The organism is Pseudomonas sp. ES4 (assembly GCF_050586665.1).
GTDB lineage: Bacteria > Pseudomonadota > Gammaproteobacteria > Pseudomonadales > Pseudomonadaceae > Aquipseudomonas > Aquipseudomonas frederiksbergensis.
On sequence record NZ_JBOBDO010000008.1, the window covers coordinates 48045 to 74547 of the forward strand.

A 26503-nucleotide genomic window follows, 5' to 3' on the forward strand; every position below is an offset into this window, starting at 1 on the left:
TGAGGAGGTAAGGATGCGGTTGATGGGATTGTCGTTGCTCCTGGCACTCACTTCAGGTGAAGCGCTGGCCCAAGCTTGCGTGGTACATAGCACGGCTGCGCGACTCGACGTGAAAGTCTGCCAGCAAAACCGTAACATCCCGGAAAAACTGTTCGCCGACGGTTTCTGCCAGCCGAACCTTCCTGGCCAGAAAGTCGAGGTGCAGTACGTCGATCAATGCCCCACCGGCGCGTTCGGCGTGTGCAGCAACGCCCAAGTCGCCAATATGCCTTACCGGCAGGATATTCACTATTACGGCGTAGCCACGGATGCGGCGTATTTGAAGCCGTTTTGCGAAGCCCAGAGCCAGGGCACCTGGCTCAAGCCGTGAGCCGCTAGCCCAGCCAGTCGAGCGTCAGGATCAGCCGCCGCTCACCGGACGCAAGCTGTGGCGAGCGGTGAATAAGGCCGAAGCCTTCGTTCCCATGCCATTTCTCGCCTTTGAGCAGCGCGACTGCACCGCTGGCGATCTGCTCGATCAGCGGCCCGTCCTGGGGTTCGGCTTCGGGCTTGCCCAGTTGTCGGCGATCCATCGCACCCTCCTTCAGCCACTGGCTGCCGATCCCGCAATACGTGGTGATCATCCGCACCGGCACATGATCGACATGGAAACGCGGGCACATGGCCTTGTCCAGGACCCGCAGGCGCAGGCCGACACGCTTGGCGCCCAGCAAACAGGCGAATGCACTGACCAGCCAGGAGATGTCGGCGATGAAACCTTCGTAACCTTCGAGATCGCTGAAACCTGAGGCCAATCCGTGAAGATTGGGTTCGGTGTCATCGCTGGGCAGTTCCAGGACCAGCGACTCGGCCAGCGGATCGTTCAGGGACAGCAGCAAACTCCCGAAATCAGCGATGTGCGCCGGCAGTTGGCGCTGCCAAACGGCGAGGTTTACCCCGTCATCCAGGATTTTGGCCAGCGTTCGCGGCGCCTCACCTTCAACCTGATAAATGATCGGCCGCAGTTTCAGGCTGGGTGCCAACATCAGGCGGCCTCCTCGTCGTGCCACGGGCCAAATGGATCTGGCAGCAATCGCCAGCCCTCGACGCCTAAGGCCATTTCATCGTCGGTCAGCAGGCAATTGTCGAGTTCGTCGGTGAGTTGCGCGAAGTCGATGTTCTGGCCGATGAACACTAGTTCCTGGCGGCAATCGCCAGTGGTTGCGGTCCAGTTTTCCATGATCCCGGCGGTACTTTCTTCGTCCTGCGGCCACTGGGTTTTCGGCACGAAACGCCACCAGCGCCCGGCGAAACCATGGCGCATCAATCCGCCGGCCTGGGACCAGCTACCGGCGTCCATGTGCTTGCTGGCCAGCCAGAAGAAGCCCTTGGAGCGCAGCAGTTTGCCGTTCACCCACGGGCGGTCGATGAAGCTGAAAAAGCGCTGCGGATGAAACGGTCGGCGTGCTCGGTAGGCTGTCGAGGCGATGCCGTATTCCTCGGTTTCGGGCACGTGTTCGCCACGCAATTCCTTAAGCCAGCCCGGTGCCTGGGCGGCCTTTTCGAAGTCGAAACGACCGGTATTGAGGACTTTCTTCAGCGGCACTTCACCCATGACCATCGGAATGATTTCGGCCTGGGCATTGAGCCGTTCGAGGATCGCGATCAACTCTTGGCGTTCGCTGCTGCTGATCAAGTCGATCTTGCTGATCAAAATCACGTCGGCGAATTCGATCTGCTCGATCAACAGGTCGGTGATCGAGCGTTCGTCCTCTTCACCCAAGGTTTCACCACGGGATGCGAGGCTTTCGGCGGCCTGATAGTCGAGCAGGAAGTTCATGCCATCGACCACGGTGACCATGGTGTCGAGCCGGGCGATGTCGGCCAGGCTCTGCCCTTCTTCATCGCGGAAAGTGAAGGTTTCCGCCACGGGCAGTGGCTCGGAAATACCGGTGGACTCGATCAATAAATAATCAAAACGACCCTCCTTGGCGAGTTTGCTCACCTCTTCCAGCAAGTCTTCGCGCAAGGTGCAGCAGATGCAACCATTGCTCATCTCCACCAGTTTTTCTTCGGCACGATTCAGGCTGACATCGCGCTGGACCTCGCCGCCATCGATGTTGATTTCGCTCATATCGTTGACGATCACAGCGACGCGCAGGTTGTCGCGATTGCGCAGCACGTAGTTGAGCAGCGTACTTTTGCCAGCGCCGAGAAAGCCCGACAGGACGGTTACGGGGAGACGATTGGGCATCAGGTATTCCTCACAGAGATGCCCGGTCGCAGTGTCGGGCTTACCTGATGTTATAGTATAACAACACAATCAAGCCACTCTCCTCTTGCCCACGATGACAAAGGGCACGCTGGCCAGGATCAAGTTGAACAAGTGACGTCTGTGCATGATGAAAGCTTGTTCATGAAAAAGGCGTGGTCGATTTCAATGTAATAACATAACATTGGCGTTTGACTCTCACGACGGACCTGCTCATGAATGCGCTGACTCTGCCGGATGTTGCCGCGCAGGCCTCACGCCAAGCCCTGCCACTCGACTGGGTAGGCATGTGCGGCATTGCTCTTCCTGTTTTGTTCGATGGCCAACGATTGAGTGCAATGGCCGACGCCGGCGTTAGCCTCGACGATGGCGAGGCGCGCGGGATTCATATGTCGCGGCTGTACTTGGCGCTGGAAATGCTCGAGCAAGAAAACCTGACACCCGCTTTGTTGCGGCAAGTGTTACAGCGTTTTCTCAAGACTCATGAAGGACTCTCCAACAGCGCGTACATAAAAATCCACACTGATTTACTGCTCAAAAGACCAGCGCTGGTCAGCCCATTGGCCGGCTGGAAAACTTATCCAGTGAGCATCAAAGCTCGTTTGAAAAACGCGATGTTCCACGTGGAACTAAAAATCGACGTGCCTTATTCCTCGACTTGTCCGTGTTCGGCCGCGCTTTCCCGGCAGCTGATTCAGCAGCAATTCGTCGATGACTTCGCCAACAAGCCGCTGCAACATGCCGATGTTTTGTCTTGGCTTGGCTCGACAAAAGGCATCGTCGCAACGCCTCACAGCCAACGGAGCACTGCGAGATTGCGGCTTCGACTGGACGACTATCTGGATGACTTGCCGCTGATCGCGATCATCAACGACGCCGAAGCGGCTCTCGGCACCGCCGTGCAAACCGCTGTAAAACGCGCCGATGAACAAGCCTTCGCGCTGGCCAACGGTCAGAACCTGATGTTCTGCGAAGACGCCGCACGACGTTTGAACCTGGCCTTGAAACGCGCCCCCGGCATCAACGCCTTCCACATACGAGTCGTCCACGCGGAAAGCCTCCACGCCCACGATGCGGTCGCCGAAAGCCGCTGGAATTGGGAGGCCGCATGATTCATTGCCAAGCCTTGCGTTGGGGTGCACCCGGCCAGCCACTGACTCCGCCCGTGGATTTCGAACTGGCCAAAGGAAGCCTGACCGCGGTCATCGGTGCCAATGGTTCGGGTAAAAGCAGCCTGCTGAAAGTCATCGCAGGCTTGCAAAAACCGCTGACCGGCAAAGTCATCCTGGATGTTCCACGCAAGGGAAGCCTCTCGTTCCTGCCCCAGCAACAACACCTGGACCGGCAATTCCCCATCAGCTTGCAAGAGTTAGTCGCCGCCGGTTTCTGGGGTAGCACGCAGACTCCCGAGATACGCAGACAACGCCTCAAAGCCGTGCTGGAAAACTGGTGTCTGAGCGGACTGGAACAACGCCCATTGATGGCCTTGTCCGGCGGTGAATTACAACGTGCCCTGCTCGCCCGTTTGAGTCTCGCCGACGCACCATTGCTATTGCTCGACGAACCCCACGCCGCCCTCGATGAACTGGGCCAAGCGCTGCTCTGGAAACACATTCACGCCTGGCATGCCGAAGGCCGAACCCAGTTGATCGTGTGCCATGACCTGACCGCCGTTCGCCAACACATTCCTCAAACGTTGCTGATCAAAAGCACCGGCTGCGTCCTCGGATCGAGCGTTGATCTGATCCACCAACAACCCCACACGCGGGTGGCCTGATGCTCGCAGCCGCTCATCTTTGGCAACCGTTCCACGAGTTCGTGTTCATGCGGCGAGCGCTTCTCGGCGGATTGGTTCTGGCATGCAGCACCGCACCGTTGGGCGTGTTTTTGATCCTGCGACGCATGAGTCTGATCGGCGACGCGGTGGCCCACGGCATTTTGCCGGGGGCGGCATTGGGCTTCTGGTTTGCCGGATTGAGTTTGCCGGCGCTGACCGTCGGCGGGCTCGGTGCCGGTCTGGGCATGGCCGGACTCGCTGCCTGGATCACCCGTCGAACCGGCCTGCGAGAAGACGCCAGCCTCGCCGCGATCTACCCGATTTCCCTGGCCTGCGGTGTGCTGATCCTCGGCATCGCCGGTAAACGTCTGGACCTGTTGCACCTGTTGTTTGGGTCGGCGCTGGCGGTCGATGGCCCGACGTTGACCGGTATGGTGTGGGTCTCGGCATTCAGCCTGATCGCCATGGCCTTCATCTATAAACCGCTGTTGCTGGACACCCTCGATCCACTCTTTCTGCAAACCGTCAGCCGACTCGGCCCCTTGGCTCATGGCGTATTTCTGACCCTGGTGGTGCTGAACCTGGTGATCGGTTTTCAAGCCATCGGCGCGCTGATGGTGGTCGGTTTGATGATGTTGCCCGCCGCCGCGTCGCGCTTCTGGAGTCGTCGCTTGCCGACATTAATCGCCATCGCCGCCCTGCTCGGCTGCCTCTCGGTGTGGCTCGGACTGTTGCTGTCGTTCTACTTCTCGCTGCCCAGTGGCCCGGCGATCGTGCTGGTGGCTGGCGGTTTGTATCTGCTGTCCGTGGTGTTCGGACCGGTGCACGGTTTGCTGCGCCGCCCGCCTTTGTTCACATCCCAATGAGGTGTTACCCGATGCGCGCTTTACTCGTGCTGTTCAGTTTGCTGCTGTCGATGTCGTTGTCTGCGGCGGAAAAACTTCAGGTAGTCACCAGTTTCAGCATCCTCGCCGACATGACCCACCAAGTCGGCGGCGACCATATCCAGATCACCAACATGGTCGGCCCTGATGCCGATGCTCACACGTACGAGCCGACACCGGACGACGCCAAGGCGTTGCTCAAAGCCAAACTCATCATCAAAAACGGCTTGGGTTTCGAGCCATGGCTGGACCGCCTGGTGACCAGCACCGAGACCCAAGCGACATTGATCAGCGCGAGCCACGGCGTCATCCCGCGCGCCCTGGATGAAGATGGCGAGACGATTCCCGACCCGCACGCTTGGCACAATCTGGCGAACGCTGAGCTGTATATCGGCAACATCACCAAGGCGCTGATCGCCGCCGACCCGACGAATAAAGCCGACTACGAACGCAACAGCCAGGCTTACCTGAAAAAGGTCTACGCGCTGCTTGCCGAAGCCAAGGCCAAACTCGGCTCGCTGCCACCGGGCAATCGCAAAATCGTGACGTCCCATGACGCCTTCGGTTACCTCGGTCAGGCTTACGGTATCGACTTCATCGCACCTCAAGGCCTGTCCACTGAACGTGAACCGTCAGCCGCCGAAGTCGCTGCACTGATCACCCAGATTCGCCAGGCCAAGGTCAAAGCGGTGTTCATGGAAAACATCAAGGATGCCCGCCTGCTCAAGCAGATTGCCGATGAAAGCGGCGCGCACATCGGTGGCACGTTGTACTCCGATGCGCTCGCGGCGACCGGTCCGGCCAGCACCTTCATCGGGTTGTTCGAGTACAACCTCAACATCCTGTACAACGCGCTGAGCAAGCCATGATCCGCAAGAATCCTTCCGGTGATTTGCCGGTGATCGCGGAATCTGCCTACGTGGATAAAACCGCCATCATCTGCGGCAAAGTGGTGATCGGCGAGAACGTCTTCGTCGGCCCTTACGCGGTGATACGGGCCGACGAAGTGGATGCCTCGGGCGAGATGGAGCCGATCACCATCGGCGCCAACTCGAACATCCAGGATGGCGTGGTGATCCACTCCAAGTCCGGTGCGGCAGTGACCATCGGCGAGTTCAGTTCCATTGCCCACCGCTCGATCGTTCATGGTCCGTGCAAGGTTGGCGACCGGGTGTTCATCGGGTTCAACAGCGTGCTGTTCAACTGCGTAGTCGGTGACGGTTGCGTGGTGCGGCACAACTCGGTGGTCGACGGTCGCGACTTGCCCGAAGACTTCTATGTGCCCTCCACCACCCGCATCGGCCCGAAGACAGATCTGTCGCAGTTCCCACCGGTGAGCGTCAGCGCCTCGGAGTTTTCCGAGGACGTGGCGCGCACCAACGTCGATCTGGTGCGCGGCTACAAAGCCCTGCAGAACGAGTTCTGACCATGAGCAGTGTGCTGATTCGCAATGCCCGGCTGGTGAACGAAGGCCGGGAGTTTGACGGTGATCTGTTGGTCAGCAACGGGCGAATCGTGAAGATCGCCAGCAGCATCCACGGCGAAAACGCCGACGTGGAAATCGATGCACAAGGGCAATGGCTGCTGCCCGGAATGATCGACGACCAAGTGCATTTCCGCGATCCAGGCTCGCCGGACAAGGGCAGCTTCTACAGCGAATCCCGGGCTGCGGTGGCCGGTGGCATCACCAGCTTCATGGACATGCCCAACACCCATCCGGCGACTCTGACCCTCAGCGCACTGGCCGACAAAAAGCGCCGAGCGGCAACTAACTCCGTCGCCAATTACGGCTTTCATTTCGGCGTGAGCAACGACAATCTCGACACCGTCGCCAGGCTCAATCCTTGTGAAGTGGCGGGCGTCAAAGTGTTCATGGGCGCCTCCACCGGCAACATGCTGGTCGATGACCCACAGATTCTCGAGCGATTATTCGCCGAGGTCCCGACCCTTTTGTTGGCCCACTGCGAACACACGCCCAGCATCGACGCCAATGCCGCGAACCTGCGTGACTTGTTCGGCGAACACCTTCCAGCGGCGGCCCACCCGCTGATCCGTAACGCCGAGGCCTGCTTTCGCTCCTCCTCAATGGCGGTAGACCTGGCCAGGCGTCACGGCACCCGACTGCACGTTCTGCACCTGACCACTGCCCGCGAACTGGCGTTGTTTGAAGACAAGCCGCTGGCCCAGAAACGCATCACCGCCGAAGTCTGTCTGCACCATTTGTTGTTCGATGATCGGGATTACCCGAGCCTCGGCAACCTGATCAAGTGCAACCCGGCGATAAAAACCCAGGCCGACCGCGATGCCTTGCGTGAAGCACTGCTGAGCCATCGCCTCGACGTGATAGGCAGCGATCACGCGCCTCACACCTGGGCTGAAAAACAGAGGCCGTACAGCCAGGCGCCTTCCGGTTTGCCATTGGTGCAGCACGCCCTGCCCGCACTGCTGGAATTGGTCGCGGATGCGATTGTGCCGATCACTACGCTCGTCGCAAAAACCAGTCACCGGGTTGCCGATCTGTTCGCCATTCCCGACCGCGGTTATCTGCGCGAAGGCTATTGGGCTGACCTCGTTATGATCAAACCCGAACCCGGCGGCGTCGCCGTTTCCCAGCAGCCGATCCTGTCTCAATGCGGCTGGACACCTTTTGCCCGACAGCGTTTTCGCCACAGCGTCAGCACCACGATCGTGTCGGGGCAAATTGCCTGGCACGACCAACGTCTTAATGACAACTGCCAGGGTTTACCCCTACGGTTTATGCGCTAGCACTCGGGAGCACCGTCATGATCCACATTACCCTGAGCGATGGTTCACTGCGTGAATACGACCAGCCACTGTCGGTGTACGAGCTCGCCGCAAGTATCGGACCGGGACTGGCGAAAGCGGCGGTGGCCGGCCGGGTAGACGGCATCCTGGTGGACTGTGAATACATGATCGAAGCCGATGCCCGGGTCAGCATCGTCACGCCTCAAGAGCCCGACGGGCTGGAGATCCTGCGACGCTCCTGTGTACTGATGCTGGCCATGGCCGTGAAACAACTCCATCCCCAGGTGCAATTGCACGCAGGAACGGCGCTGGGCGACGGGTTCTTTCATGAGTTATCTGCCGAGCAACCCTTAACGCGAACAGACCTGCCACTAATCGAAGCCCGTATGCAGACGCTGGCGGCGACCAATCACTCGATTCGCCGTCAAGAAAAGACGCCGCTGTACCGCCTGGGGAACGTCGAATCTACGACTGCCGACCCGCATGTTCCCGCGACCAGAGTGCTGCAAGCGTTCACCCTCGATCACATCAGCAGTACGTTGCCGCAACGGATTTACGGTACGTGCTGGTCCTGCCAACAAGAGCTTGATAACTGGCGGACACCGCCACACGTCATGATCGTCAGCATGGACCAACGTCAGGCGGATTACGCGCAGTCGGTAACCGAGGCATTGCGCAGAAGTGGCGTGCGCGCCCGTGCGGACCTGCGTCACGAGAAAGTCCGCCAAAAAATTCGCGAGCACAGTCGGCACGTGCCGTATCTGCTGGTGATCGGGGAGAAAGAAAAAGTAGGTAAGTTTGTCAGTGTGCGCAGTCGCGCTGGAGAGGATTTCGGAAGGATGAGCGTTGAGACGGTGTGTGAGTGGTTGAATCAGGCCCGCTCCCACACGGTCGTGTAGGGCGCGGGCCTGCTGACGAGTTTTTAAGCTCTCGGCTTGACGGTCCCGCAATCCTGCCCCAACCACACGGCGCGGCTTTCGAGGCTACCCTTCTGCTGAATACCGGTAGCGTTGAACGTGCCGTTAACCTTGGTAGTGAACTCACGATCGCTAAGGAAAGTGGCGACGCCAGCGCCCTGCGCTTTCGGACAGCTGAAGCGGAATTTCCACTGATTACCGGTGCGGTCGGTGATTTCCTGCTTGCAGCCCGACTGCGGATCGGTCAGCGGAATGTCGTCGGTCTTTACCTGTTCCGGCGTCAAGCACGCCCGAATCCCTTTACCGCCCATGGTGATGCCCTGTTTTTCGAGCTGCGCGCGCTGCTGAGGGGTCATCTGGCTCTGTATCTGGCCAAGGATCAGCTGCAAATCCGGGAGGTTCTGGTCATCGACCTTCATGTTGCTTGTGGTCATTTCCCACAAACCGGGCTGCAACATCTGCGCCTGAGCGGCCACAGGAAGTGACAAACCAACAGCCATGGCCAAACCCAGCAGACGAACGTTCATCGAGTAACTCCTGATCAGTTGTGGCCGTTAGACGTCAGCCAGTGGCTTCGGTTCATGGGCCAATTAAATAGCGACATTCTGCACGGAACATGGTCTGTTAAGCATTGAATCTTCAGGAGCAAGGCATGCCCCATGGATTACTTTGGACCGCATATTTTCGGCTACATGATTGCACTGCTTCACACGCTGGGCCTGGTCGCTGCCCTCCACGCCGTGCTCACCGTCCGGACCGCCCAGGGATCAATCGCCTGGGCCCTGTCGTTGGTGTTTATTCCCTACCTCACGCTCATCCCCTATCTGGTCTTCGGCCGCAGCACCTTCGATGGCTACATCAAGGCCCGGCGCCAGGCCAACGAAGAAATGCGCAAGGCGATCTCCGAACTCAACTGGCGTCCTTGGGTAGAAGAGGCGCTGACCGCTCGCGCCTCAAGTGCCTACGCGTCCTTGAGGGCCATGCCGAAACTGGGACGGATGCCGTGCCTGGCGAACAACGAAGTGCGTTTGTTGATCGATGGCCAGGCCACCTTCAACGCCATATTTGAAGCCATCAGCAACGCGAAGGAAGCGGTACTGATTCAGTTTTTCATCATCCACGACGATCGCCTCGGGCAACGCCTGCAAACCTTGCTGCTGAAGAAAGCCGCCGAAGGCGTGGCGATTTATTTGTTGTACGACCGCATCGGCAGCCATTCCCTGCCTCACAGTTACGTGCAGCCACTGCGCGATGCCGGCGTCGAAGTCAAAGCCTTTGCCACCCGCAGTGGCTGGCTCAATCGTTTTCAGGTCAACTTCCGCAACCACCGCAAGATTGTGGTGGTCGATGGCGTTCTGGGTTTCGTCGGTGGGCACAACGTCGGCGACGAATACATGGGCGAGAAACCTCCGCTGGCACCGTGGCGCGATACCCATGTGCAAGTCCGCGGGCCAGTGGTGGCCTGCATGCAGGAATCCTTTGCCGAAGACTGGTTTTGGGCTGCCCGCTCATTGCCGCCGCTGATTCTGCCGGACGTTTACCCGGACGATGGCGTGCTCTGCCAATTGCTCGCCAGCGGCCCGGCGGATTCCTACGAAACCTGTTCGTTATTCTTCGTCGAAGCCATCCACGCCGCCACCGAACGAGTGTGGATCACCAGCCCCTATTTCATCCCTGACGAAGCTGTGTTCGCTGCGTTGCGGCTGGCTGTTCTGCGCGGTGTCGATGTGCGATTGCTCCTGCCCTCACGACCGGACCACCGAATCGTCTACGCCGCTTCCAGCCTTTATGCCTTCGAAGCCGTGCGCGCCGGTGTGCGGGTGTTCCGCTACGAGCCGGGCTTCCTGCATCAGAAAGTGGTGTTGATCGACAGCGAAATCAGCGCCATTGGCAGTGCCAATCTGGACAACCGCTCGTTCCGGCTGAATTTTGAAGTGATGTTGTTGACGGTCGACAGCGCCTTTGCCGCCGAAGTAGAACAGATGCTCAACGATGACTTCGCCCAGGCTCACGAGATTGCCAAAGAAGAAAGCCGGGAGACCCGCCGCCTGCAACAAATCGGCATGCGGGTCGCCCGGCTTATTTCCCCGATCCTTTAAGGGTTGTAGATATCGTCTCGCGTCCATGGCAGTTCATGGCTGCCATCGGGGTGGGTTTTTACCGCGAGAATCTGGTGCAGATTGATCCAGCCCTTGGCGAATGCGTAGGCGCATCCCGCCAGGTACAGCCGCCAGATCCGCAACGCCTGCTCTGGCACCAGCCTGGAAGCCGCTTCCAGATTGTCTTCCAGGCGTTCGCTCCAATGGTCCAGCGTACGCGCGTAATGCAGGCGCAGACTTTCGACGTCGACAATCTCCAGCCCTGCTTCGCTGATCTCGGCAGAGATCATCGACAGGTGCGGCAGCTCGCCATTAGGGAACACATACTTCTCGATGAATTCGCCGGCACCGCGCCCCACCGGACGACCGTCGATGTGTTTGGCGGTGATCCCGTGGTTCATCACCAGGCCACCCTCCTTCACCGCGCCGAACAAGGTCTTGCAATACTTGGCCAGATTGGCGTGGCCGACGTGTTCGAACATGCCGACACTGACCACTTTGTCGAAGCGCCCGTCCTGAGGCAGGTCACGGTAGTCCAACAGTTGCAGTTCGATCAGGTCGTCCAGGCCTTCGGCGGTCACCCGTTCACGGGCGAGTTCCAGTTGCGCTTTACTGAGCGTGATCCCGAATACCTTCGCGCCAAACTCCCGGGCGGCATAGCGTGCCAGCCCGCCCCAACCGCAGCCGACATCCAGCAGATATTCCCCCGGTTGCAGCCGCAGCTTGCGGCACAGGTGGCGGAATTTGGCTTGCTGGGCTTGTTCCAGCGTTTCGCTGCCGGTCTCGAAATAGGCGCAGGAATACGCCATGTCACTGTCGAGCCATAGCTGATAAAACGCGTTGGATAGGTCGTAGTGGTAGGAAATCGCCTTGGCGTCGGTTTCCTTGTCGTGAACGGTGCGCACCGGCTGACTGTCGTCGTCCTCGCTCACCAGCGCCTGGCTCCATTCATCGCAGACGCGAATCACGTCACTGATGGAGCCTTCCAGCTCAAGTTTACCTTCGACAAACGCCGCTCCGAGCGCGTCCAGGCTTGGGTGAGTGAACTGGGTAACCATTTGTGGGTCCTTGACCACAATAGTGACGCTGGGCGTCGGCCCCAGATTGAATTCATGGCCGTCCCAGAGTCGCAGGCGTAACGGTAGCTGCAGATTCTGTAAGGCCGGAGGAAGGTGCGCGAGCATGGAGAGTCCCTCTAGTTTCAGACCGTCTGATGTGAGGGTAGACCATCCTTGAAAAATAGCTGGCTAACGAATTGATCGCCCTTTTCCATGATTCGTAACGCTCGAACCCACCGTCGCGAATTCACAAAAGTGATTGCCCTCACGTAGATGACTACGAATTCGTCGTACAGTTCTGAAAACTTCAAACCGCCCGGGATCGCGCTATTTAGAGCATTCACCCGGCGGCCTCAATCCTCATCCTCAAGCTTGAGCAAGGGTTCCTGAAAACGCAGTAAACGCCCGGCGTTCCCCAACACCAGCAGCGTGCTGAAATTGTGCAATAGCGCAGCAATCATCGCACCCGCAGCGCCAAGCCAGCCGAAAGCGGCGAAGGCTACAATCGCCAGCGTCCAGCCCAGACCGATGATCACGTTAACCTGCAAGGTGTGCCGGCATTGGCGACTCAAGCGCACACACGTGCCGAGTCGACGCAGGTCGCTGCCGATCAGGACGATGTCGGCCGAAGCCAGCGCAATGTCCGCCCCGCCTGCGCCCATGGCGACGCCGACCACCCCGGCCTTGAGCGCCAGCGAATCGTTGATCCCGTCTCCCACGACCATCGGCCGGAAGCCGCTGCCGATTTCCTTCAGCACGCGATTGAGTTTGTCCTCGGGCAACGCTTGAGCTTCAACGTCGCTGATCCCGACATTACGCGCCAAGGTGTGTGCGACGCTTTGCCGATCACCTGTCAACAGCAACTGCCGGCCCAACCCCAATTCACGTAGCTCGCTCAAGGCAAATCGAGCCTCGGGTTTGACGCTGTCGGCCAGCAACAGCCAGGCGAGGAATTCGCCGTTGAGCGCCAGCCCGGCAATCGGGCCATCGTGGTCGGGGACATTTGAAGTGGCGATACCCAATTGCGCGAATAACTCCGGACGACCGAGCGCCGCCTCGCCCTGCTCCGTCATCGCCACCACGCCCAACCCCTGACGCTCGTGGATGTCGGAGAGCAGCAGGAAATGTTCCTGGGTGACCAACCCGGCGAGCGCGCGGCTGACCGGATGACTGCTGGCTGAACCGAGGCTGGCAGCGAGTTTAAGGACGTGGCTGCGATCCTCGAGCGGACTGTCGATGGATTGCAAACGCAAGGTGCCAAAGGTCAAGGTTCCGGTCTTGTCGACCACCAGTGACGTCAGGTCTGCCAACTCTTCGAGGAACGCGGAGCTGCGAATCAGAATCCCGTGCCGAGCGGCCACCGCCACCCCGGCAATCGCCGTGGCGGGTGCCGACAACACCAGTGCGCAAGGACAGGCCGCCACTAACACGGCGAGCATGGCCTGGGCATCGTTAGTGACGAACCAGGTCACGGCGGCCAGCAGCAACACCAGCACCATGTAGCTGCCGGCGTAGCGTTCCAGCAAACGCGTGATCGGTGGTTTGGAACGCTCGGCACTTTGCATCAGCGCGATGACTTTGCCGAGGGTCGACTCATTGCCGGTGCGAGTCACCTCGATGCGCAGCAGACCGTCGAGGTTGATCGCGCCGCCGAAGACTTGCATGCCGACGCCCGCCTCCATCGGCACCGATTCGCCAGTAATCGAAGCGGTGTCCAGGCTCGCCTGACCCGACAACACCCGACCATCCGCCGGCACTCGATCACCTGCGCGCACCTCGACCAGGTCGCCCGCCTTGAGTGTGCCGTTATCGACTTCGACGATAGAGCCATCGGCCTGAACTTTGCGCGCGTGGCTGCGCGTCAGTTTGCCGAGGGCGCGAATCGCCTCCTGCGAGCCGATCACGCTGCGCTCTTCCAGCACGTGACCGAAGATCATGATGATCGGCAGCAACGCCGCGGTCAGCAGATCACCCGTGGCCCACGCCCCGAGCATCGCCAGGGCGATCAACTGATCAGTGATCCCGTGCAGGCTCGGGTAACGCAGGCTGTACCAGGCTGAACGCATCACGGGCACGGCGACCAATAACGAAGCAAAGCCCAGCAGCAATTGACTGACGCCCGTCTGCTCCGGCGACAACCAGCGCCAGGTCAGGCCGAGCGCGAGCAGGCCAAGTGCGAGCATGGCCAAGGTCAACTGGCGGGCGGCGCTGCGTTGTTCAGCCGAGGACAACATGCTCGGTGCGGCGGCGTTTGGGGTGGTCATTGTGCAGCTCCCTGAATGATCAGGCGGGAATCGTCTTTCGGATTGACCGTGGTCACCGAACCGGCCTGACCGAGAATCTTCGGCATCCGCTCGCGATAGATGCGCAGCAGCATTTGCGGGTCGGTCCCTTGTTGTTGCGCCTTGGCCAGGCTCAACACCGTGGCCGTGTCCGCCGAGGCTTTGGCCAGCCGTTCGCTCGCTTGGGCGTGAGCGACTTGCAGCGTGCGATCGGCTTGTTCGTTGGCGGTCTGAGTCAGTTTCTCCGCTTCGGTGCGAGCATTGGCCACGGCTTTGTCGGCTTGTTGACTGGCGGTCAGAACAGCGTTGAAAGCGTTGACCGCGGGCCCGGGCAGACTCGATTGCACGTCGACTCGTGCCACTTCAATGCCTAACCCCTGCCCGGTCGCGGTCAGGTCAGCCAGGCGCCGATTGATGCCTTGCACCAGATCACCGCGTAGACGTTCGCGTCGTTCGGCAGCCTGTTTATCCGCGCCGATGAGTTCTGGGCGCGCCACCAGAATGGTGTCCAGATCTCGTGCGGCAGTGAGGGTCACCGCGCTGCGAGTCACCAATCGATCCAATGCCGGCAACACATGTTCGCCTTGCAGGACGAAGGCATAGGGCTCGGTGACTTTGTAGAAAACCCGCACATCCAGTTGCACCACGCCCGCGTCACCGGTGAGCAAATAACCGGAGCCGGCGAGTGCATCGCTGATCGGTGTGGCGAAACTCGCCACTCGGTCTGCCTGCAATGCTGCATCGGTGCGCAACAGGTTTTCCACCCGACGCTCCATCACTCGATCCGCTGCGGGCAACAAAATCACCTGCTCAAACGGACGGGGCCAGGCCAATAGCAGACCCGCATTCTGGATGCGATCCAGTGCGCCGAAGTGCAAAACCACCGCGCGATTTTGCGGATCAATCTGCCGCACATTGGAAAATGCCCACACCAAAGCGGCCAGCACTGTCACGGCGTAAAGGGCCAAAAAAGCCAATCGCCCCGCCTGAATCCAGGGACTGCTTAACTCGTTTGTTCCACGTGGAACTAATTTCATGGCTGCGACCCGGACTTGTTATCGAGGGTCGGCGGACCATCAACCAACACCCGGAACGGCGCGGCGTCCGTGCGCAGAATCAGTTTTGTGCCGGGCGTGACGATCGTGCCTAGTGTGTCGAGGGAGCGCAGCAGGTTGTAGAGCTGTGGCGATCCGGCGTAGGCACGACCGTAAATTTGTGCGGCTTCGACGCGCGATTGCGCTTCAATATCGGCCGCTTTCACCGTCGCATCGGCTTGTACGATTCGTGCATCACGCTCGGCGGCAGAACGGATTTGCGCCGCTTCGCGCTTGCCGATGGCCGTGCGTTCGGTGGCGATTGTTTCACGCTCGGCACGCATACGATCAACCGTGGCAGTGAGGGTTACCGACGGCAACGTCAGACGTTCGATACCGACTTGCAGCACCCGCACGCCATAAGTGGTGAGCAGCTGCTGATCGATTTGCTGACGCAACTGCGCTTCAAAGTCAGCGATGCGTACTTGGTTGGCGTCGGTGTTCACCAGGTTAGCCAGATCAAAACTGCTGGCCGTGGTTTCCAGCGCCGACCCCACAAACGTGCGAATCTGCCGCGCGGCTTCGTCCGGCTGATTCTGTACGGCGCGCATGAAACGTTGCACGTTGTCCGGATCGCCCTGAACCTGCCAGGCCACATAAGCCTGAACGATGATGCGCAAACCGTCCCGCGTGCCGACGTCCTGTAATCCACTCGAAGTCGTGCGCAGTCGCAGATCGACAGGAATCGCCGCTTCAAAAGGAGCAGGCCAACGCCAGCCAAGACCTGGTTCCAGCAATACCCGCGACGGATTACCGAAACGCGTGATCACCGTGGCCTCCCCCGAACGCACTTGAACCAGGCTCGCCGCCGCGATGGCGAACGCCACCAGCAACGCTGCCCAGCCCATTCGCCGCCATGGGAACGGGCCCGCTTCCTGGGGATCACCGTGGTGGTGATGGCCGTGATGATGTCCGCCATGACCGTGATCGTGGCCAGTGTGGTCATCGTGATCGTGAGTGTGCGACTGGCTCAATTGGCAGCTCCTGGCTGAGCGGTTTTACGCGCCGGCGCAGGGTCAGCCGGCAGCGTGAATGTACGGAGGTCGATGGTCGGCGCATTACCGCTGCCGCCCAGACGATGATCGAGCACCAGCAATCTGGCATTGGCCAAGCCCTGGGACAGTTGACTCAAGTACTGCTCCAGCACGAAGGCCTGGCCGGCGCTGGCGTAGGCTTTTTGCTCGGCACTGAATTTCAGGTCAGCCGCTTGGGCGGTGGCGTTGATTTCACGTGCGCTGGCCGTCGCTTGATCGCGAGCGATGCTGGCCTGCAATTGCGCCTGATTGGTCGCTTGCGCCGCCGCCCCACGCTCGCGGGAAATCAATGCCTGGGCGCCAATCTGCGCAGCCTGGACGCCGTGATAAGCATTGGCGGCACCGGCCGGCGGATGAATCGCCTCGACCACGGTGGCGAGAATTTCCACGCCGCTGTCGAGTTTGTGCAGGTCAGCCTGTACCGCCCGGCCAATCTCTTCGGCGAGCCCGACCCTGTCCGCGCCGAGCAAACCGTCGAGGGTACGCGAGGCGAAATCGTGGACCAGAATCCGGCTGGCGGTGCTGCGAATCAGCGTCGGGACATCGGCACTGTTGTAGGTCGCCGCCAACGCCGCTTGATCGCTCAGGCCGATGCGGTAGACGAAACGCACGTCCATGTTGACGATCTGGAAGCTCTGCTTGTCGGCTCGACTGCTGGCGATAACCTGGGATTTGTCATTCACATGGCTCGCGTCCCACAAGCGATTGGCAATCGCGGGCGCCGGGCCTTCGGCGGGATCGGCCACGACCGGCGCCGGTGTGTCGCCCACACTGGTGGCCAACTCGTGGACCACACCGTTCTCGACGCTCAACACTCGGCCCAACGGCCAAGGCAAACCTGCGTGCAAACCGGGACCGAACACCTCCACCGGTTTGCCGAATCGCTCGTAGATGCCCCGCCCTTGCATGGGGATTTCGTGAATGCCGGTAAGTGACCAGCCCACTATCGAAACCACGGCCAGCACCGGCAAAAAAGCCCGACGCATGTAGGTGAAAGCCCAGATCTGTCGCAGGTCGATACCGAAGCGATTGTGCAATTCGTGCTGCAATGCCAGCAAAGGTTGCGGCGGCCAGCGCAGCATGTCGGCGACGAAGCTGCGCGCCAGCAACGCCGGTTCGAGTTGTTCGCGCTGCGGGCTGAACAATGACAGCATCGCGCGCAGCAGCAGCTCGGCGGCGACCAACCCTGGTAGCAAACCCATCAGTACCGCCAGACGCACCGGCCAGACCGAGGTTTCGCTCCCAAGCAACAGGCACAAAGCGCTGAGCACCAGACCAATGATCGCCACTCGAGTCAGCTGCGCCAGCGACGCTGCTTCGGGCCACTGGGCGGCGTTTTCCTGTGCCAGTTGTCGCTCCAACACCAACAAACCGAAAGCCAGCAACAAGGACAGCGCTGCACCGACACTGGCCGACAATCCCAGTGCGGCCGGCGGCAGTGCAAGGTTCCAGACCTGTTCGATGCTCACCAACGTCAACAGCGACCAACCCGCGAGCCACAGTGTCGGCGCGCCGATCTGCACCAGCATTCGCAGCCATCGCTGGCTGAGCCGATCCAGCAGCCGTTCGTACCAACCTACCGGGGCAACGACTTCGTCAGCAACGACAACCTGCACCACTGGGTTCAATGCCCGCGCACGCCACTGCGTCACCCACCAGGCCGATTGCAAACCGGCGACCAGCACCAGCAAACCGGCGCTCTGATTGACCAGCAACGCGGGCCACAGGGACTGTGGCGCAAACAACCCAACAAAAAACGCCAGCAACCAACCAATTGCCGCCAGAGCGCCGAGACCGATTGCGAACTGACGCAATCGCCGCCCTTGAAAAACCGCCTGCTGGAAACGCGGCAGCCCGGCTACTTGCGTCCCATCGACATCGAGATCGACTTGCATACCACCCCAGTTATCGTTGCTCATATCGCAATTCGTTACGATATAACGAAAGCCGTGAAATTTCCGTTCTTAAATGCTGCATCTAAAAGCGCTCAACCTGTCGCTTGGCTGAAGCCTTGACCGAACTGCCGCGCAACGCACATATTACGTTCGTAATTTTATCCAGGAACTACGGTTACCCATTCCGATCCGATTCACTCCAGGAGTACACCATGAGCATCTATGACGTCGTGATTCTGGGCGGAGGCCCCGGCGGTTATAACGCGGCGATCCGCGCCGGTCAGTTGGGCCTCAGAGCAGCCTGCATAGAAGGACGCGCCACGCTCGGCGGCACCTGCCTGAACGTCGGGTGCATGCCGTCAAAAGCGTTGCTGCATGCTTCCGAACTCTACGACGCTGCCATGGGCGCGGAATTCGCCAACCTGGGGATCGAAGTCAAACCCACACTCAACCTCGCGCAGATGATGAAACAAAAGGATGAAAGCGTTGCCGGGTTGACCAAGGGCATCGAGTTTCTGTTTCGCAAAAACAAAGTCCACTGGATCAGGGGCTGGGGCCACATCGACGGGCCCGGCAAAGTCACGGTGACCGACAACCAGGGCGGCAAGACCGAACTGACCGCGAAGAACATCATCATCGCCACCGGCTCCGAGCCCACTCCCCTGCCCGGCGTAGACATCGACAACAAACGCATCCTCGATTCGACGGGCGCACTGTCGCTGGCTGAAGTGCCCAAGCATCTGGTGGTGATCGGCGCTGGAGTGATCGGTCTGGAGCTGGGTTCGGTGTGGCGGCGTCTGGGCGCTCAGGTGACGGTAATCGAGTTTCTCGACCGGATCTGCCCCGGTGTGGACAGTGAAGCCGGCAAAACCCTGCAACGTTCGTTGAGCAAGCAGGGCATCGACTTCAAATTGAGTTGCAAAGTCACCAGCGCCACACCCTCGGCGACCGGCGTTCAGCTCAGCGTCGAGCCCGCGGCTGGTGGCACGGCCGAAACGATTGAAGCGGACTACGTGCTGGTATCCATCGGACGCCGGCCTTACACCCAAGGCCTGGGGCTGGAGAACGTTGGCCTCGCCACGGATAAACGCGGCATGCTCGCCAACAAGCGCCATCGCACTGAAGCGGCTGGTGTCTGGGTGATTGGCGACGTCACGTCCGGGCCGATGCTCGCCCACAAGGCCGAAGACGAGGCCATGGTCTGCATCGAGCAGATTGTCGGCAAGGCGGCCGAGGTCAACTACGACCTGATCCCCAATGTGATCTACACCAAACCCGAGCTGGCTAGCGTCGGCAAGACCGAAGAACAGCTCAAGGCCGAAGGTCGCGCCTACAAGGTCGGCAAGTTTCCCTTCACCGCCAACAGCCGGGCCAAGATCAATCACGAAACCGAAGGCTTCGCCAAAGTGCTGGCCGATGAGCGCACCGACGAAATTCTCGGCGTGCACCTGGTGGGTCCAAGCGTCAGTGAAATGATTGGTGAATATTGCGTAGCCATGGAGTTCAGCGCTTCTGCCGAAGACATCGCCCTGACCTGCCATCCACACCCGACTCGCTCCGAGGCCTTGCGCCAGGCGGCGATGAATGTGGAGGGGATGGCGACGCAGATGTAAGCCTGGAGGTTGGCGGCTGATCGTTCCCACGCTCTGCGTGGGAATGCAGCCCGGGGCGCTCCGCGTCCCTTCCGAAGCCGAACGCGGAGCGTCCGTTGAGGCATTCCCACGCAGAGCGTGGGAACGATCTTAGTTCGCGGGTAAATGTTCCAGCGGCAACGCCCCCGGCGTCTTCACGGTATGAATCGCAAAGTTGCTGCGGATGTCGCTCACGCCCGGCAACTTCAGCAACCGCCCCGTGAGGAAACGGTCATAGGCGCGCAGGTCCGGCACCACCACTTGCAGCAGAAAATCCGATTCCCCTGACACCAGAAAAGCCGAAATCACCTCGGGCAACGCGGTCACGGCCAGGCGAAAGGCTTCGGCCTGTTCATCGTTGTGCCGTTCGACCTTGACCCCGACAAACACCGTCAACCCAAGCCCCACTTCGTCGCGATCCAGATTGGCCTGGTAACCGCGTATGACCCCGGCTTCTTCGAGCATCCGTACCCGGCGCAAGCAAGGCGAGGCGGACAGGCCGATCTCGTCAGCCAGTTGCACATTACTCAGGCGACCGTCCCGTTGCAGGGCTGCGAGAATCTTGCGGTCGTAGGCGTCGAGTTTCATGGTTTGGCAGATCCTGATGGTTTAACTGCAATTGAGTGGCAGGTTATGCCAACCCGAAGCAGTTTAGAAGCGAACTACGCAACCACCTGCCCTGCCCTTCGGCCATAGACTGGCCGTACCGAATCGACAACGAAGGGGGTGCAACGTGGCAGGACTCTGGGTGTTTTTCATGGCGCTGGCGGTGGTCTATCTGTTGCCGGGCCCGGACATGATCCTGCTGTTGCAGACCGGCGCTCGTCAGGGCAAAAGTGCGGCGCTGGCGACTGCGGTGGGTCTGGGCATTGCCCGTGGTTGCCATGTGGCGTTGGCTGCGTTGGGGTTGGCGGCCCTATTCAAGGCTGCGCCCTGGACGTTCGACGTGGTACGCCTGGCCGGGGCCGCCTATCTGCTGTGGATCGGCATTCAATGCCTGCGAACCACTATGCTGCCGAATTTGAGCGGAGCAGACGCCACCACCGAGAAACCTCGCTGGCGCGCAGCGATCCAGCGCGGTTTGCTGACTAACCTGCTCAACCCCAAAGCCTTGCTGTTCTGTTCGGTGCTGCTGCCGCAATTCATCGATCCACACGCCGGACCGGTGCTCGCACAATTTGCGACCCTCGGGATAGTGCTGGTCGGTGTCGGTTTGCTGTTCGACAGCGCTTACGCACTGACCGGCGCAGCGCTGGGCCGTTGGCTGCAACGCAGTCCTTCAGCCCAGCGCGTGCAGCAGTGGCTGTTCGGCAGCTTGTTGATCGGCTTCGCCGTGCGGCTGACCTTTGTGCAACAAGCCTGATTACGCCAGCGCCTTGCGCTTGCGGCGATTGATCAGCACCAGCGCTACCGCTGTAAACACAACAACGCCGCCCGCTTGCAGCCATTTTTTGTAAGGTCGCAAGGCCGAGCGAACAGGGTCCAATGCCTGGGTTACATAACGTTTGTCAGCGTTCTGGAAATCAGGATAGGGACAATGGAGACCGAAGTTCACTGCCCAATACACGTACGGCCCTTCTTTTACATAGCGTTGGTAGAAGGCGCTTTCTTCTTCAAGGCTGCTGTTCCACCCCGCCGCATCACACAGCACTGCCGCAAAGGCCGCACTGGAATGCGGCAAATTGTCCGCTGCGCGACTGGCTAATGCGGTGGCGACAAAACGATAGTGGTAGCGCTGATCGGGCAGGGCTGCGCTTGCCAGCTGACGTTTGACTTCACCTTCAGCCACTAATGAACCGACCTTGAGTTCGCTGTTTTCGAGACTGTAATTACCACCGAAGGTCGCGTAATCCGGGGACAGCTCGTAGCCCAACAACTCCATTCCGTCGAAACGCGCCAGTGTCGCTGCTTGGTAATAAGCGAATGCCCGTTTGGTCGGCCACCATTTGGATTCGGCGTCGTGGCGCCACTGCCCGTACCACGTAGCCTTGTGTTGCAACTCGACGTTCTCGAAGTACGCCGGTGCCTCGTCGTACCGCTCTTCGCGCAGTAAGCGCCGCCCGAGCAAATTGCGCAGTTTCGCCGCCACCGGTAACTGCACATAGTTGTCGCGATCCTGCTGAGTCAGAGGGGGCGGTGCCGGCACTTGAGTGTCGACGTATTGCTTGAGCTCATCGACGGTCAACACCCGCTCGGCGACCGTGGCGGCGTCGAACCAGTAGATATCCTTACTGCGATAAAGCTGATCGAACGCTTGCAGGTAATCCCCGCGTTGCAACGCCAGGATCGCGCTTTCACCCTCGACCCGGCACTTGGGCTGAAGTGTTTCGAAGTCCCAGTCTGGCGTGCGCCGCTCGCCCCACGACTCATTCTGCGGGAAGGCCTGGGCAGCCTTGGCGTATGCCGCGGCAGCCGCGTTTTTATCGCCATCGCGCACGGCCAGTTTGGCCCGCAGCCACCACGCCAGTCCGCCATCACCGGCGTGTTCGAGGAACGCCTTGGCGCTGGCGTAATCACCCTGTTGATAATTCACCGCCGCCAGGCGATCCGCGTTATCGAGGCTGCCGCGGGTGCTGTTTTGCAGCAGTTTGATCAGTTTCAATTCGTTCGGCGGTTGATCACCGAATGACCAGCCCAGTCGGCTGATCAACGACGCGGTCACCAGTTGCTGCACTGGTTTGCCCTCGAGCAACACGGCCAGTTGATCCTCCGGCAGTGCCGCGAGGTCGGCTACCAGCAGTTTCAGCGAGGTGTAACCCACCGCCGAACCCTGCAGGTTTTGCGTGGCATAAAGTTCGATAGCGCGGTTCCAGTCGCCGGCCGTGCGGGCGACGCGGGCTTCTTCGCCGAGGCTGGCGACGCCCAGCTCCAGAGGGTCACTGAAGCCGTCGATGCTCAGTTGACGGGCCTGCTCGAAGGCCTTTGCCGATTGAGCCAACACGTCAGGGCCAGCGTCCGCTTCGGAACTCATGGCAAACAGCGCCCGACCTAGCGAATAAGCCGCCCACGTGCTGCGCAACACCCGTTGATCCGCCGGCAGTGCCAGCACCTTTTGGAAGTACTCGGCGGCCAGTCCATGATCGCCGGCATTGAATGCCACAGCGCCGGCCAGATAGAGCTTGAGCTCCGGCGGAAGGCTCGCGCCCTGACTCTCGACCTCCTGCGCATCGGTCAGGCTGCGCAACTGTTTCACCCGCGCTTGCTGCTCAGCCGTCAAACCGGATTGCTCAGCCTTATCCCGCTGTTCTGCGTAGTCGGGCGCCTCCATGTTATAGGCGGTTTCGGTGACGTTCTTCAGCCCGGCGACCGCATGCCCGAGGCGACTGATTTCAAACCTGAAATTTCCTTCCGGCAGTTCCGCCAGCGACTGACCGCGGTTGTCCAGCAGACGCATCGGGAAATCCGGCCCACAGGCCAGTGCCGAACCCAGCGGCAGGCTGAGGCTCAGGCAAAGCAGATGGCGGGGCCAGTTACGGGTCAACATTCGAACCTCCTTGATCAATATGCGCGCAACGAGCCCAACCCATGGCGCGCTGCCCGCCCGCCGGTATTCGACCGTCGCGCAGGCGGGTGAAGGTAAGCAGATCCGGCCGCTGTTGCAATGCATAACCGGCCAGCGCATCGGCACCGTCACAGCCCTGCACCGCGAGAGTCAGGCGTTCGGGCCAGGCGCTGTCGAGGTTGCCCTGATTGCTGAGGCTGATGTCGTAGAGATCGTTCTGCACCGAGAGTTTCAACGCCAGTCGACTGTCGAGGGCATCGCCGCGCGCCACGGCGCCCAGGGTCGTCAGGCTCCAGGCCCGGCGGTCGCTCGCCAGCGGCAAACGAAACCAGATCAGTCCTGCAAGATGAGCGGGCGGATCGTTGCGGAACTCGGTCGCGAGCCGACTCAGTTGCTGCGGGTCGGCCAGCAATTCCCGGCGCTTGCCGCCTCGTTCTATCGGCACTTCGCTTTCCACTACCGGCGCACTGCCCTCTCCCGGAAACAACGCCACGCCATAAGCCGGCAGCGCCAGATAGAAAGGTTTGGCAGCGATGCGGCTCCAGGCCTTGGTCCATTGCCTAGCCTGATCCGCGTCGAACAAGCCAAGACGCGGATCGCTCACCGCGTGTACCTGCAACACGCTGCTGTCGACTGTGGATAACAATGCCGGCAACTCGGGGCTGTCGAGCCAGGCCGGCAACGCGGTAATGCTCAACGGCAGAGAGGCAGGCAGAACTGCGCGCAGGTGCATAAGAAATTCGCGGTAGGCCGGTAGCCGAGCATTACCGGCATCGTGGTCGATTTCCACGCCGGAGAGATTCAACCCCTGCCCTTGCCAATCGCCGAGGACTTGCCGGATCTGCGCGGTGACTACGTCCCGATCCAGCGACTTGAGTTGGCCATCAAGACGAATCACCGCGATCAGTGGTCGCCCATCGCGTTTGAGCAGCGCCGGGTCAATCCGCGCCCGGCTCCAACCCGCCTCGGGGAATGCCTGCAAGGCCAGCACCCGCAGGGTGGAAAAGTCAGCGCGGCTGTCCCTCAGCGCTGATTCGTGGGCCGGTGTCCATTGCCGTTGCCAGACGTAAAGTTGCTGATCAAGCGGTGGCGCGTCCTGTCGTTCGCAACCGCTGAGCAACGCCATCATCGCCAGCAAACCGATCATGCGAATGAAAAAAACCATCAAAAGTCTTATCCCTGAAATGCAGAAAGGGCCTCTCAAGGCCCTTTTTCGCTCTGCTCGCTACCCTACTTAGCCAGTGGCTTGCGGGCAATGATCACCGGTGCTGAATCATCAAATATCCAATACCAAAGGTTGCGATCCCTGCGCCGGAATCGCACAGCAAATCAGCACCTGTCCGTCGTCCGGCACTTCGGCTGGCGGCTGTGGATAATTCACCTGCCCGCTGATCAGCCGGGTCTTGCAGGTCCCGCAGGAACCGCCGCGACAGCTGAATTCCGGGCGCAATCCACGGCTTTCCGCCAACTCCAGCAAACTGCCACCGTCCGGTTGCCAGCGCGCCTCTTTAGCCGAGCGCTGAAACACCACCGGCACCGAGGTGGTAGCAGCGGGCGGTTGCTCGATGACCACCGAGTCGGGGTCCGGCACTCGGCGCAAGGTCGAGGGGCCGAAGGTTTCGGCGTGAATCCTTGCATCACGGATGTGCAGTTCCCGCAGGCCGTCGTACAGCCCTTGGGTAAAACTGCCCGGACCGCATAGGACAAAATCCAGCTGATCGTAGTCCTCCACTTCAAGGAGGGTCTTGAGCAGCCCGGTGTCGATCCGCCCTGTCAGGTCAAAATCCTCACCCTCCAAGGCCCCGGCTTCCGGCTGACTCACCAGACGCAACACCCTGACCGCATCCCCTGTGTCCTCGAGCAAACGATCCAGCTCAGGACGAAACACTTGATCGGCCAACGTGCGCGAACTCTGGAAAAACCAGGTCGGCCGGATGCGGCGGGTGCGCAGGCCCTGGTAAACCACCTCGCGCAGCATCGACAGCAGCGGCGTGATGCCGACACCGGCAGCCAACAACACCAGCGGCCGACGCTCATTGGGCGCCACGGTGAAATGCCCCTGAGGCGCACGGGCCTCCAACAGATCACCGACGCGCACCTGTTCATGCAGGTGCGAAGACACCAAGCCTTCACGCTTCACACTGATGCGGAAAAAATCATCGGACGGCGCACTCGACAGGCTGTACGTGCGGATGTGCACCTCGCCGGCAATGTTGAAGCGCAGCGGCAAATGCTGTCCGGCCTGAAACACTGGCAACCCCGCGCCGTCGGCAGGTTCCAGATAGATCGAGCGGATGTTGTGGCTTTCCTCTTTAATGCGCGCCACCCGCAGCGGCCGCCAACGATCGCCCAAGGCCTGGGCTTGCAGACGGGCGTTGGCCTGCTCCCAGGTGCCGGTGAGCAAACTGGTGGGTGACACGCCGTCGAAGCGCCAGCGCAGAGCAAGCGCGGCGGGCCGAAGCACAACGCGTTCCACCTCGAATGTCCACAAGCGCTCGGCCCCTTGAAACGCCTCGACCTGCGGCCCTTCAAGAATGACTTCGGTGCGGCCGCTGAGGTGCAGCAGGTCTCCCGAATTGAAATCGATAAACAGCAAACCGGCCCGGGGATTGAGCAGCAGGTTGCCCAAGGTGTTGAAAAACAGGTTGCCGGCGAAATCCGGAATGGTCAGGCGATTGCCTTCTACCTGTACGAAACCGGCCTGGCCGCCGCGGTGGGAAACGTCCACCGAGCGCTGGCCATCAACGTCGACATAACTGGCGACAAAGAATGTATCGGCTCCCGCGATCAGGGATTTGGCCGCTTCATCCAGCCCGTTGAGGCGTTGCGCGATGCGAGTCGACGGCTCCGCCAACGGCACCGAGCGAAACTGCCGCAATTGGATGTATTGCGGGCAATTGCCGAAAGACTGTTCAACCGCCACATCGAAGCCGCTCGCCGTCATCGCGCCGACTCGGCCGTTGAGACGATTGCGGCGACGGGTGTGCAGTTCTATCCCCAGCAGGCCGATCGCCGAGCCGTCCGTTAATTGCGCCGGATCATCAGCCCCCGGCAGGCTGCTAAATTGCAGCGCACCCGGCGTTGGCGAGTGAGCGAAACCCGGTGGCCCTTCAAGAATGCTGGCCCAGGGATTACCGTCGGCATCCACCGCGCCGTACAGCATGAACGGCAATTGCTCATAAAACGTGCGGTGCTGATCCGGCATCTCGCGACGAATCACCTTACGACCGAGCACCTCCATTCGCTCGGCAATGCCCACATGAACCTGCAATTGTTTTTCGCCGGCGTGCCAGGGTGAACGATCCACAACGAC

23 protein-coding genes are annotated in these 26503 nt (G+C 60.4%); 11 read left to right on the top strand and 12 right to left on the bottom strand.

The window, feature by feature from the left end:
* Window positions 1-13: 13 nt before the first annotated feature.
* Entirely contained in the window at window positions 14-370 is a 357-nt protein-coding gene (locus ACQ4OB_RS11610) for a hypothetical protein (protein WP_008156668.1), read from the top strand.
* 4 nt (window positions 371-374) lie between these two features.
* On the opposite strand, the gene ACQ4OB_RS11615 is transcribed toward ACQ4OB_RS11610, so the two are convergent.
* Together ACQ4OB_RS11615 and zigA are read right to left on the bottom strand one after the other, a co-directional pair.
* Window positions 375-1025: a DUF1826 domain-containing protein gene (locus ACQ4OB_RS11615; RefSeq protein ID WP_430955719.1), complete on the bottom strand. Its 651-nt coding sequence runs from the start codon at window positions 1023-1025 to the stop codon at window positions 375-377.
* Window positions 1025-2233 (bottom strand): zinc metallochaperone GTPase ZigA, encoded by a 1209-nt coding sequence (gene zigA / locus ACQ4OB_RS11620; RefSeq protein WP_430955720.1) that lies wholly within the window; start codon window positions 2231-2233, stop codon window positions 1025-1027. Before zigA ends, ACQ4OB_RS11615 begins: the two co-directional genes overlap by 1 nt.
* Before the next feature lie 233 nt (window positions 2234-2466).
* Here zigA and folE2 point away from each other — a divergent pair, with 233 nt between their 5' ends.
* From folE2 to ACQ4OB_RS11655, 7 genes are read left to right on the top strand one after another with little or no spacing between them, the layout of a single operon-like run.
* Window positions 2467-3363: a GTP cyclohydrolase FolE2 gene (gene folE2 / locus ACQ4OB_RS11625; RefSeq protein ID WP_430955721.1), complete on the top strand. Its 897-nt coding sequence runs from the start codon at window positions 2467-2469 to the stop codon at window positions 3361-3363.
* Window positions 3360-4028 (top strand): metal ABC transporter ATP-binding protein, encoded by a 669-nt coding sequence (locus ACQ4OB_RS11630; RefSeq protein ID WP_430955722.1) that lies wholly within the window; start codon window positions 3360-3362, stop codon window positions 4026-4028. Before folE2 ends, ACQ4OB_RS11630 begins: the two co-directional genes overlap by 4 nt.
* Window positions 4028-4894, top strand: a complete 867-nt coding sequence (locus tag ACQ4OB_RS11635; RefSeq protein ID WP_102614500.1) for a metal ABC transporter permease — start codon at window positions 4028-4030, stop codon at window positions 4892-4894. Before ACQ4OB_RS11630 ends, ACQ4OB_RS11635 begins: the two co-directional genes overlap by 1 nt.
* An 11-nt stretch (window positions 4895-4905) precedes the next feature.
* On the top strand, window positions 4906-5781 hold the full coding sequence (locus ACQ4OB_RS11640; protein WP_430955723.1) for a metal ABC transporter substrate-binding protein: 876 nt from the start codon (window positions 4906-4908) through the stop codon (window positions 5779-5781).
* Window positions 5778-6338, top strand: a complete 561-nt coding sequence (locus ACQ4OB_RS11645) for a DapH/DapD/GlmU-related protein (RefSeq protein WP_046044954.1) — start codon at window positions 5778-5780, stop codon at window positions 6336-6338. The genes ACQ4OB_RS11640 and ACQ4OB_RS11645 overlap by 4 nt, the downstream gene beginning before the upstream one ends.
* A 2-nt stretch (window positions 6339-6340) precedes the next feature.
* A complete protein-coding gene (locus ACQ4OB_RS11650; protein WP_430955724.1) occupies window positions 6341-7678 on the top strand; it encodes a dihydroorotase in 1338 nt (445 codons plus the stop codon).
* A gap of 17 nt (window positions 7679-7695) precedes the next feature.
* Window positions 7696-8577, top strand: a complete 882-nt coding sequence (locus ACQ4OB_RS11655; RefSeq protein WP_074872169.1) for a His/Gly/Thr/Pro-type tRNA ligase C-terminal domain-containing protein — start codon at window positions 7696-7698, stop codon at window positions 8575-8577.
* Window positions 8578-8600: 23 nt separating this feature from the next.
* Here ACQ4OB_RS11655 and ACQ4OB_RS11660 read toward each other — a convergent pair whose 3' ends face one another.
* Window positions 8601-9122 (bottom strand): DUF3617 domain-containing protein, encoded by a 522-nt coding sequence (locus ACQ4OB_RS11660; protein ID WP_074872171.1) that lies wholly within the window; start codon window positions 9120-9122, stop codon window positions 8601-8603.
* A 132-nt stretch (window positions 9123-9254) separates the two neighbouring features.
* Here ACQ4OB_RS11660 and cls point away from each other — a divergent pair, with 132 nt between their 5' ends.
* Window positions 9255-10694 (top strand): cardiolipin synthase, encoded by a 1440-nt coding sequence (cls, locus tag ACQ4OB_RS11665; protein WP_430955725.1) that lies wholly within the window; start codon window positions 9255-9257, stop codon window positions 10692-10694.
* Here cls and cfaB read toward each other — a convergent pair.
* The 5 genes from cfaB to hflK (ACQ4OB_RS11690) form a co-directional block, all read right to left on the bottom strand.
* A complete protein-coding gene (cfaB, locus tag ACQ4OB_RS11670) occupies window positions 10691-11878 on the bottom strand; it encodes a C17 cyclopropane fatty acid synthase CfaB (protein ID WP_430955726.1) in 1188 nt (395 codons plus the stop codon). The two genes, cls and cfaB, sit on opposite strands and share 4 nt — an antisense overlap.
* Before the next feature lie 227 nt (window positions 11879-12105).
* Window positions 12106-14016 (bottom strand): cation-translocating P-type ATPase, encoded by a 1911-nt coding sequence (locus tag ACQ4OB_RS11675; protein ID WP_430955727.1) that lies wholly within the window; start codon window positions 14014-14016, stop codon window positions 12106-12108.
* Window positions 14013-15071, bottom strand: coding sequence for a protease modulator HflK (gene hflK / locus ACQ4OB_RS11680; RefSeq protein ID WP_074872180.1), 1059 nt, complete (start codon window positions 15069-15071; stop codon window positions 14013-14015). The genes ACQ4OB_RS11675 and hflK (ACQ4OB_RS11680) overlap by 4 nt, the downstream gene beginning before the upstream one ends.
* The gene (gene hflC / locus ACQ4OB_RS11685) at window positions 15068-16102 is read right to left on the bottom strand and encodes a protease modulator HflC (protein WP_074872182.1); all 1035 of its coding nucleotides are present in this window, start codon (window positions 16100-16102) and stop codon (window positions 15068-15070) included. Before hflC ends, hflK (ACQ4OB_RS11680) begins: the two co-directional genes overlap by 4 nt.
* The gene (gene hflK, locus ACQ4OB_RS11690; protein WP_430955759.1) at window positions 16099-18057 is read right to left on the bottom strand and encodes a protease modulator HflK; all 1959 of its coding nucleotides are present in this window, start codon (window positions 18055-18057) and stop codon (window positions 16099-16101) included. Before hflK (ACQ4OB_RS11690) ends, hflC begins: the two co-directional genes overlap by 4 nt.
* A gap of 212 nt (window positions 18058-18269) precedes the next feature.
* Here hflK (ACQ4OB_RS11690) and lpdA point away from each other — a divergent pair, with 212 nt between their 5' ends.
* A complete protein-coding gene (gene lpdA, locus ACQ4OB_RS11695) occupies window positions 18270-19670 on the top strand; it encodes a dihydrolipoyl dehydrogenase (protein ID WP_074872183.1) in 1401 nt (466 codons plus the stop codon).
* A gap of 129 nt (window positions 19671-19799) precedes the next feature.
* On the opposite strand, the gene ACQ4OB_RS11700 is transcribed toward lpdA, so the two are convergent.
* On the bottom strand, window positions 19800-20276 hold the full coding sequence (locus ACQ4OB_RS11700; protein ID WP_074872185.1) for an Lrp/AsnC family transcriptional regulator: 477 nt from the start codon (window positions 20274-20276) through the stop codon (window positions 19800-19802).
* 145 nt (window positions 20277-20421) lie between these two features.
* Between ACQ4OB_RS11700 and ACQ4OB_RS11705 the strand changes: the two genes are divergently transcribed.
* Window positions 20422-21051 (top strand): LysE family translocator, encoded by a 630-nt coding sequence (locus ACQ4OB_RS11705; protein WP_430955728.1) that lies wholly within the window; start codon window positions 20422-20424, stop codon window positions 21049-21051.
* Here ACQ4OB_RS11705 and ACQ4OB_RS11710 read toward each other — a convergent pair whose 3' ends face one another.
* From ACQ4OB_RS11710 to ACQ4OB_RS11720, 3 genes are all read right to left on the bottom strand, one after another.
* Complete coding sequence (locus tag ACQ4OB_RS11710) at window positions 21052-23172, bottom strand: hypothetical protein (protein ID WP_430955729.1); 2121 nt, start codon at window positions 23170-23172, stop codon at window positions 21052-21054.
* On the bottom strand, window positions 23159-24355 hold the full coding sequence (locus tag ACQ4OB_RS11715; protein ID WP_430955730.1) for a DUF3142 domain-containing protein: 1197 nt from the start codon (window positions 24353-24355) through the stop codon (window positions 23159-23161). The genes ACQ4OB_RS11710 and ACQ4OB_RS11715 overlap by 14 nt, the downstream gene beginning before the upstream one ends.
* A 111-nt stretch (window positions 24356-24466) precedes the next feature.
* Window positions 24467-26497 (bottom strand): pyridoxamine 5'-phosphate oxidase family protein, encoded by a 2031-nt coding sequence (locus ACQ4OB_RS11720; RefSeq protein WP_430955731.1) that lies wholly within the window; start codon window positions 26495-26497, stop codon window positions 24467-24469.
* Between the last annotated feature and the right edge of the window lie 6 nt (window positions 26498-26503).

Bases quoted from the DNA above. Each gene is read 5' to 3' on its own strand.
- ACQ4OB_RS11640 (WP_430955723.1), top strand. From the start codon at position 4,906: ATGCGCGCTTTACTCGTGCTGTTCAGTTTGCTGCTGTCGATGTCGTTG.
- folE2 (WP_430955721.1), top strand. From the start codon at position 2,467: ATGAATGCGCTGACTCTGCCGGATGTTGCCGCGCAGGCCTCACGCCAA.
- lpdA (WP_074872183.1), top strand. From the start codon at position 18,270: ATGAGCATCTATGACGTCGTGATTCTGGGCGGAGGCCCCGGCGGTTAT.
- ACQ4OB_RS11655 (WP_074872169.1), top strand. From the start codon at position 7,696: ATGATCCACATTACCCTGAGCGATGGTTCACTGCGTGAATACGACCAG.
- cfaB (WP_430955726.1), bottom strand. From the start codon at position 11,878: ATGCTCGCGCACCTTCCTCCGGCCTTACAGAATCTGCAGCTACCGTTA.
- hflK (WP_074872180.1), bottom strand. From the start codon at position 15,071: ATGAAATTAGTTCCACGTGGAACAAACGAGTTAAGCAGTCCCTGGATT.
- zigA (WP_430955720.1), bottom strand. From the start codon at position 2,233: ATGCCCAATCGTCTCCCCGTAACCGTCCTGTCGGGCTTTCTCGGCGCT.
- ACQ4OB_RS11710 (WP_430955729.1), bottom strand. From the start codon at position 23,172: ATGTTGACCCGTAACTGGCCCCGCCATCTGCTTTGCCTGAGCCTCAGC.
- ACQ4OB_RS11630 (WP_430955722.1), top strand. From the start codon at position 3,360: ATGATTCATTGCCAAGCCTTGCGTTGGGGTGCACCCGGCCAGCCACTG.
- ACQ4OB_RS11615 (WP_430955719.1), bottom strand. From the start codon at position 1,025: ATGTTGGCACCCAGCCTGAAACTGCGGCCGATCATTTATCAGGTTGAA.
- ACQ4OB_RS11700 (WP_074872185.1), bottom strand. From the start codon at position 20,276: ATGAAACTCGACGCCTACGACCGCAAGATTCTCGCAGCCCTGCAACGG.
- ACQ4OB_RS11715 (WP_430955730.1), bottom strand. From the start codon at position 24,355: ATGGTTTTTTTCATTCGCATGATCGGTTTGCTGGCGATGATGGCGTTG.
- ACQ4OB_RS11645 (WP_046044954.1), top strand. From the start codon at position 5,778: ATGATCCGCAAGAATCCTTCCGGTGATTTGCCGGTGATCGCGGAATCT.
- ACQ4OB_RS11635 (WP_102614500.1), top strand. From the start codon at position 4,028: ATGCTCGCAGCCGCTCATCTTTGGCAACCGTTCCACGAGTTCGTGTTC.
- ACQ4OB_RS11675 (WP_430955727.1), bottom strand. From the start codon at position 14,016: ATGACCACCCCAAACGCCGCCGCACCGAGCATGTTGTCCTCGGCTGAA.
- ACQ4OB_RS11650 (WP_430955724.1), top strand. From the start codon at position 6,341: ATGAGCAGTGTGCTGATTCGCAATGCCCGGCTGGTGAACGAAGGCCGG.
- hflK (WP_430955759.1), bottom strand. From the start codon at position 18,057: ATGCAAGTCGATCTCGATGTCGATGGGACGCAAGTAGCCGGGCTGCCG.
- ACQ4OB_RS11660 (WP_074872171.1), bottom strand. From the start codon at position 9,122: ATGAACGTTCGTCTGCTGGGTTTGGCCATGGCTGTTGGTTTGTCACTT.
- cls (WP_430955725.1), top strand. From the start codon at position 9,255: ATGGATTACTTTGGACCGCATATTTTCGGCTACATGATTGCACTGCTT.
- ACQ4OB_RS11610 (WP_008156668.1), top strand. From the start codon at position 14: ATGCGGTTGATGGGATTGTCGTTGCTCCTGGCACTCACTTCAGGTGAA.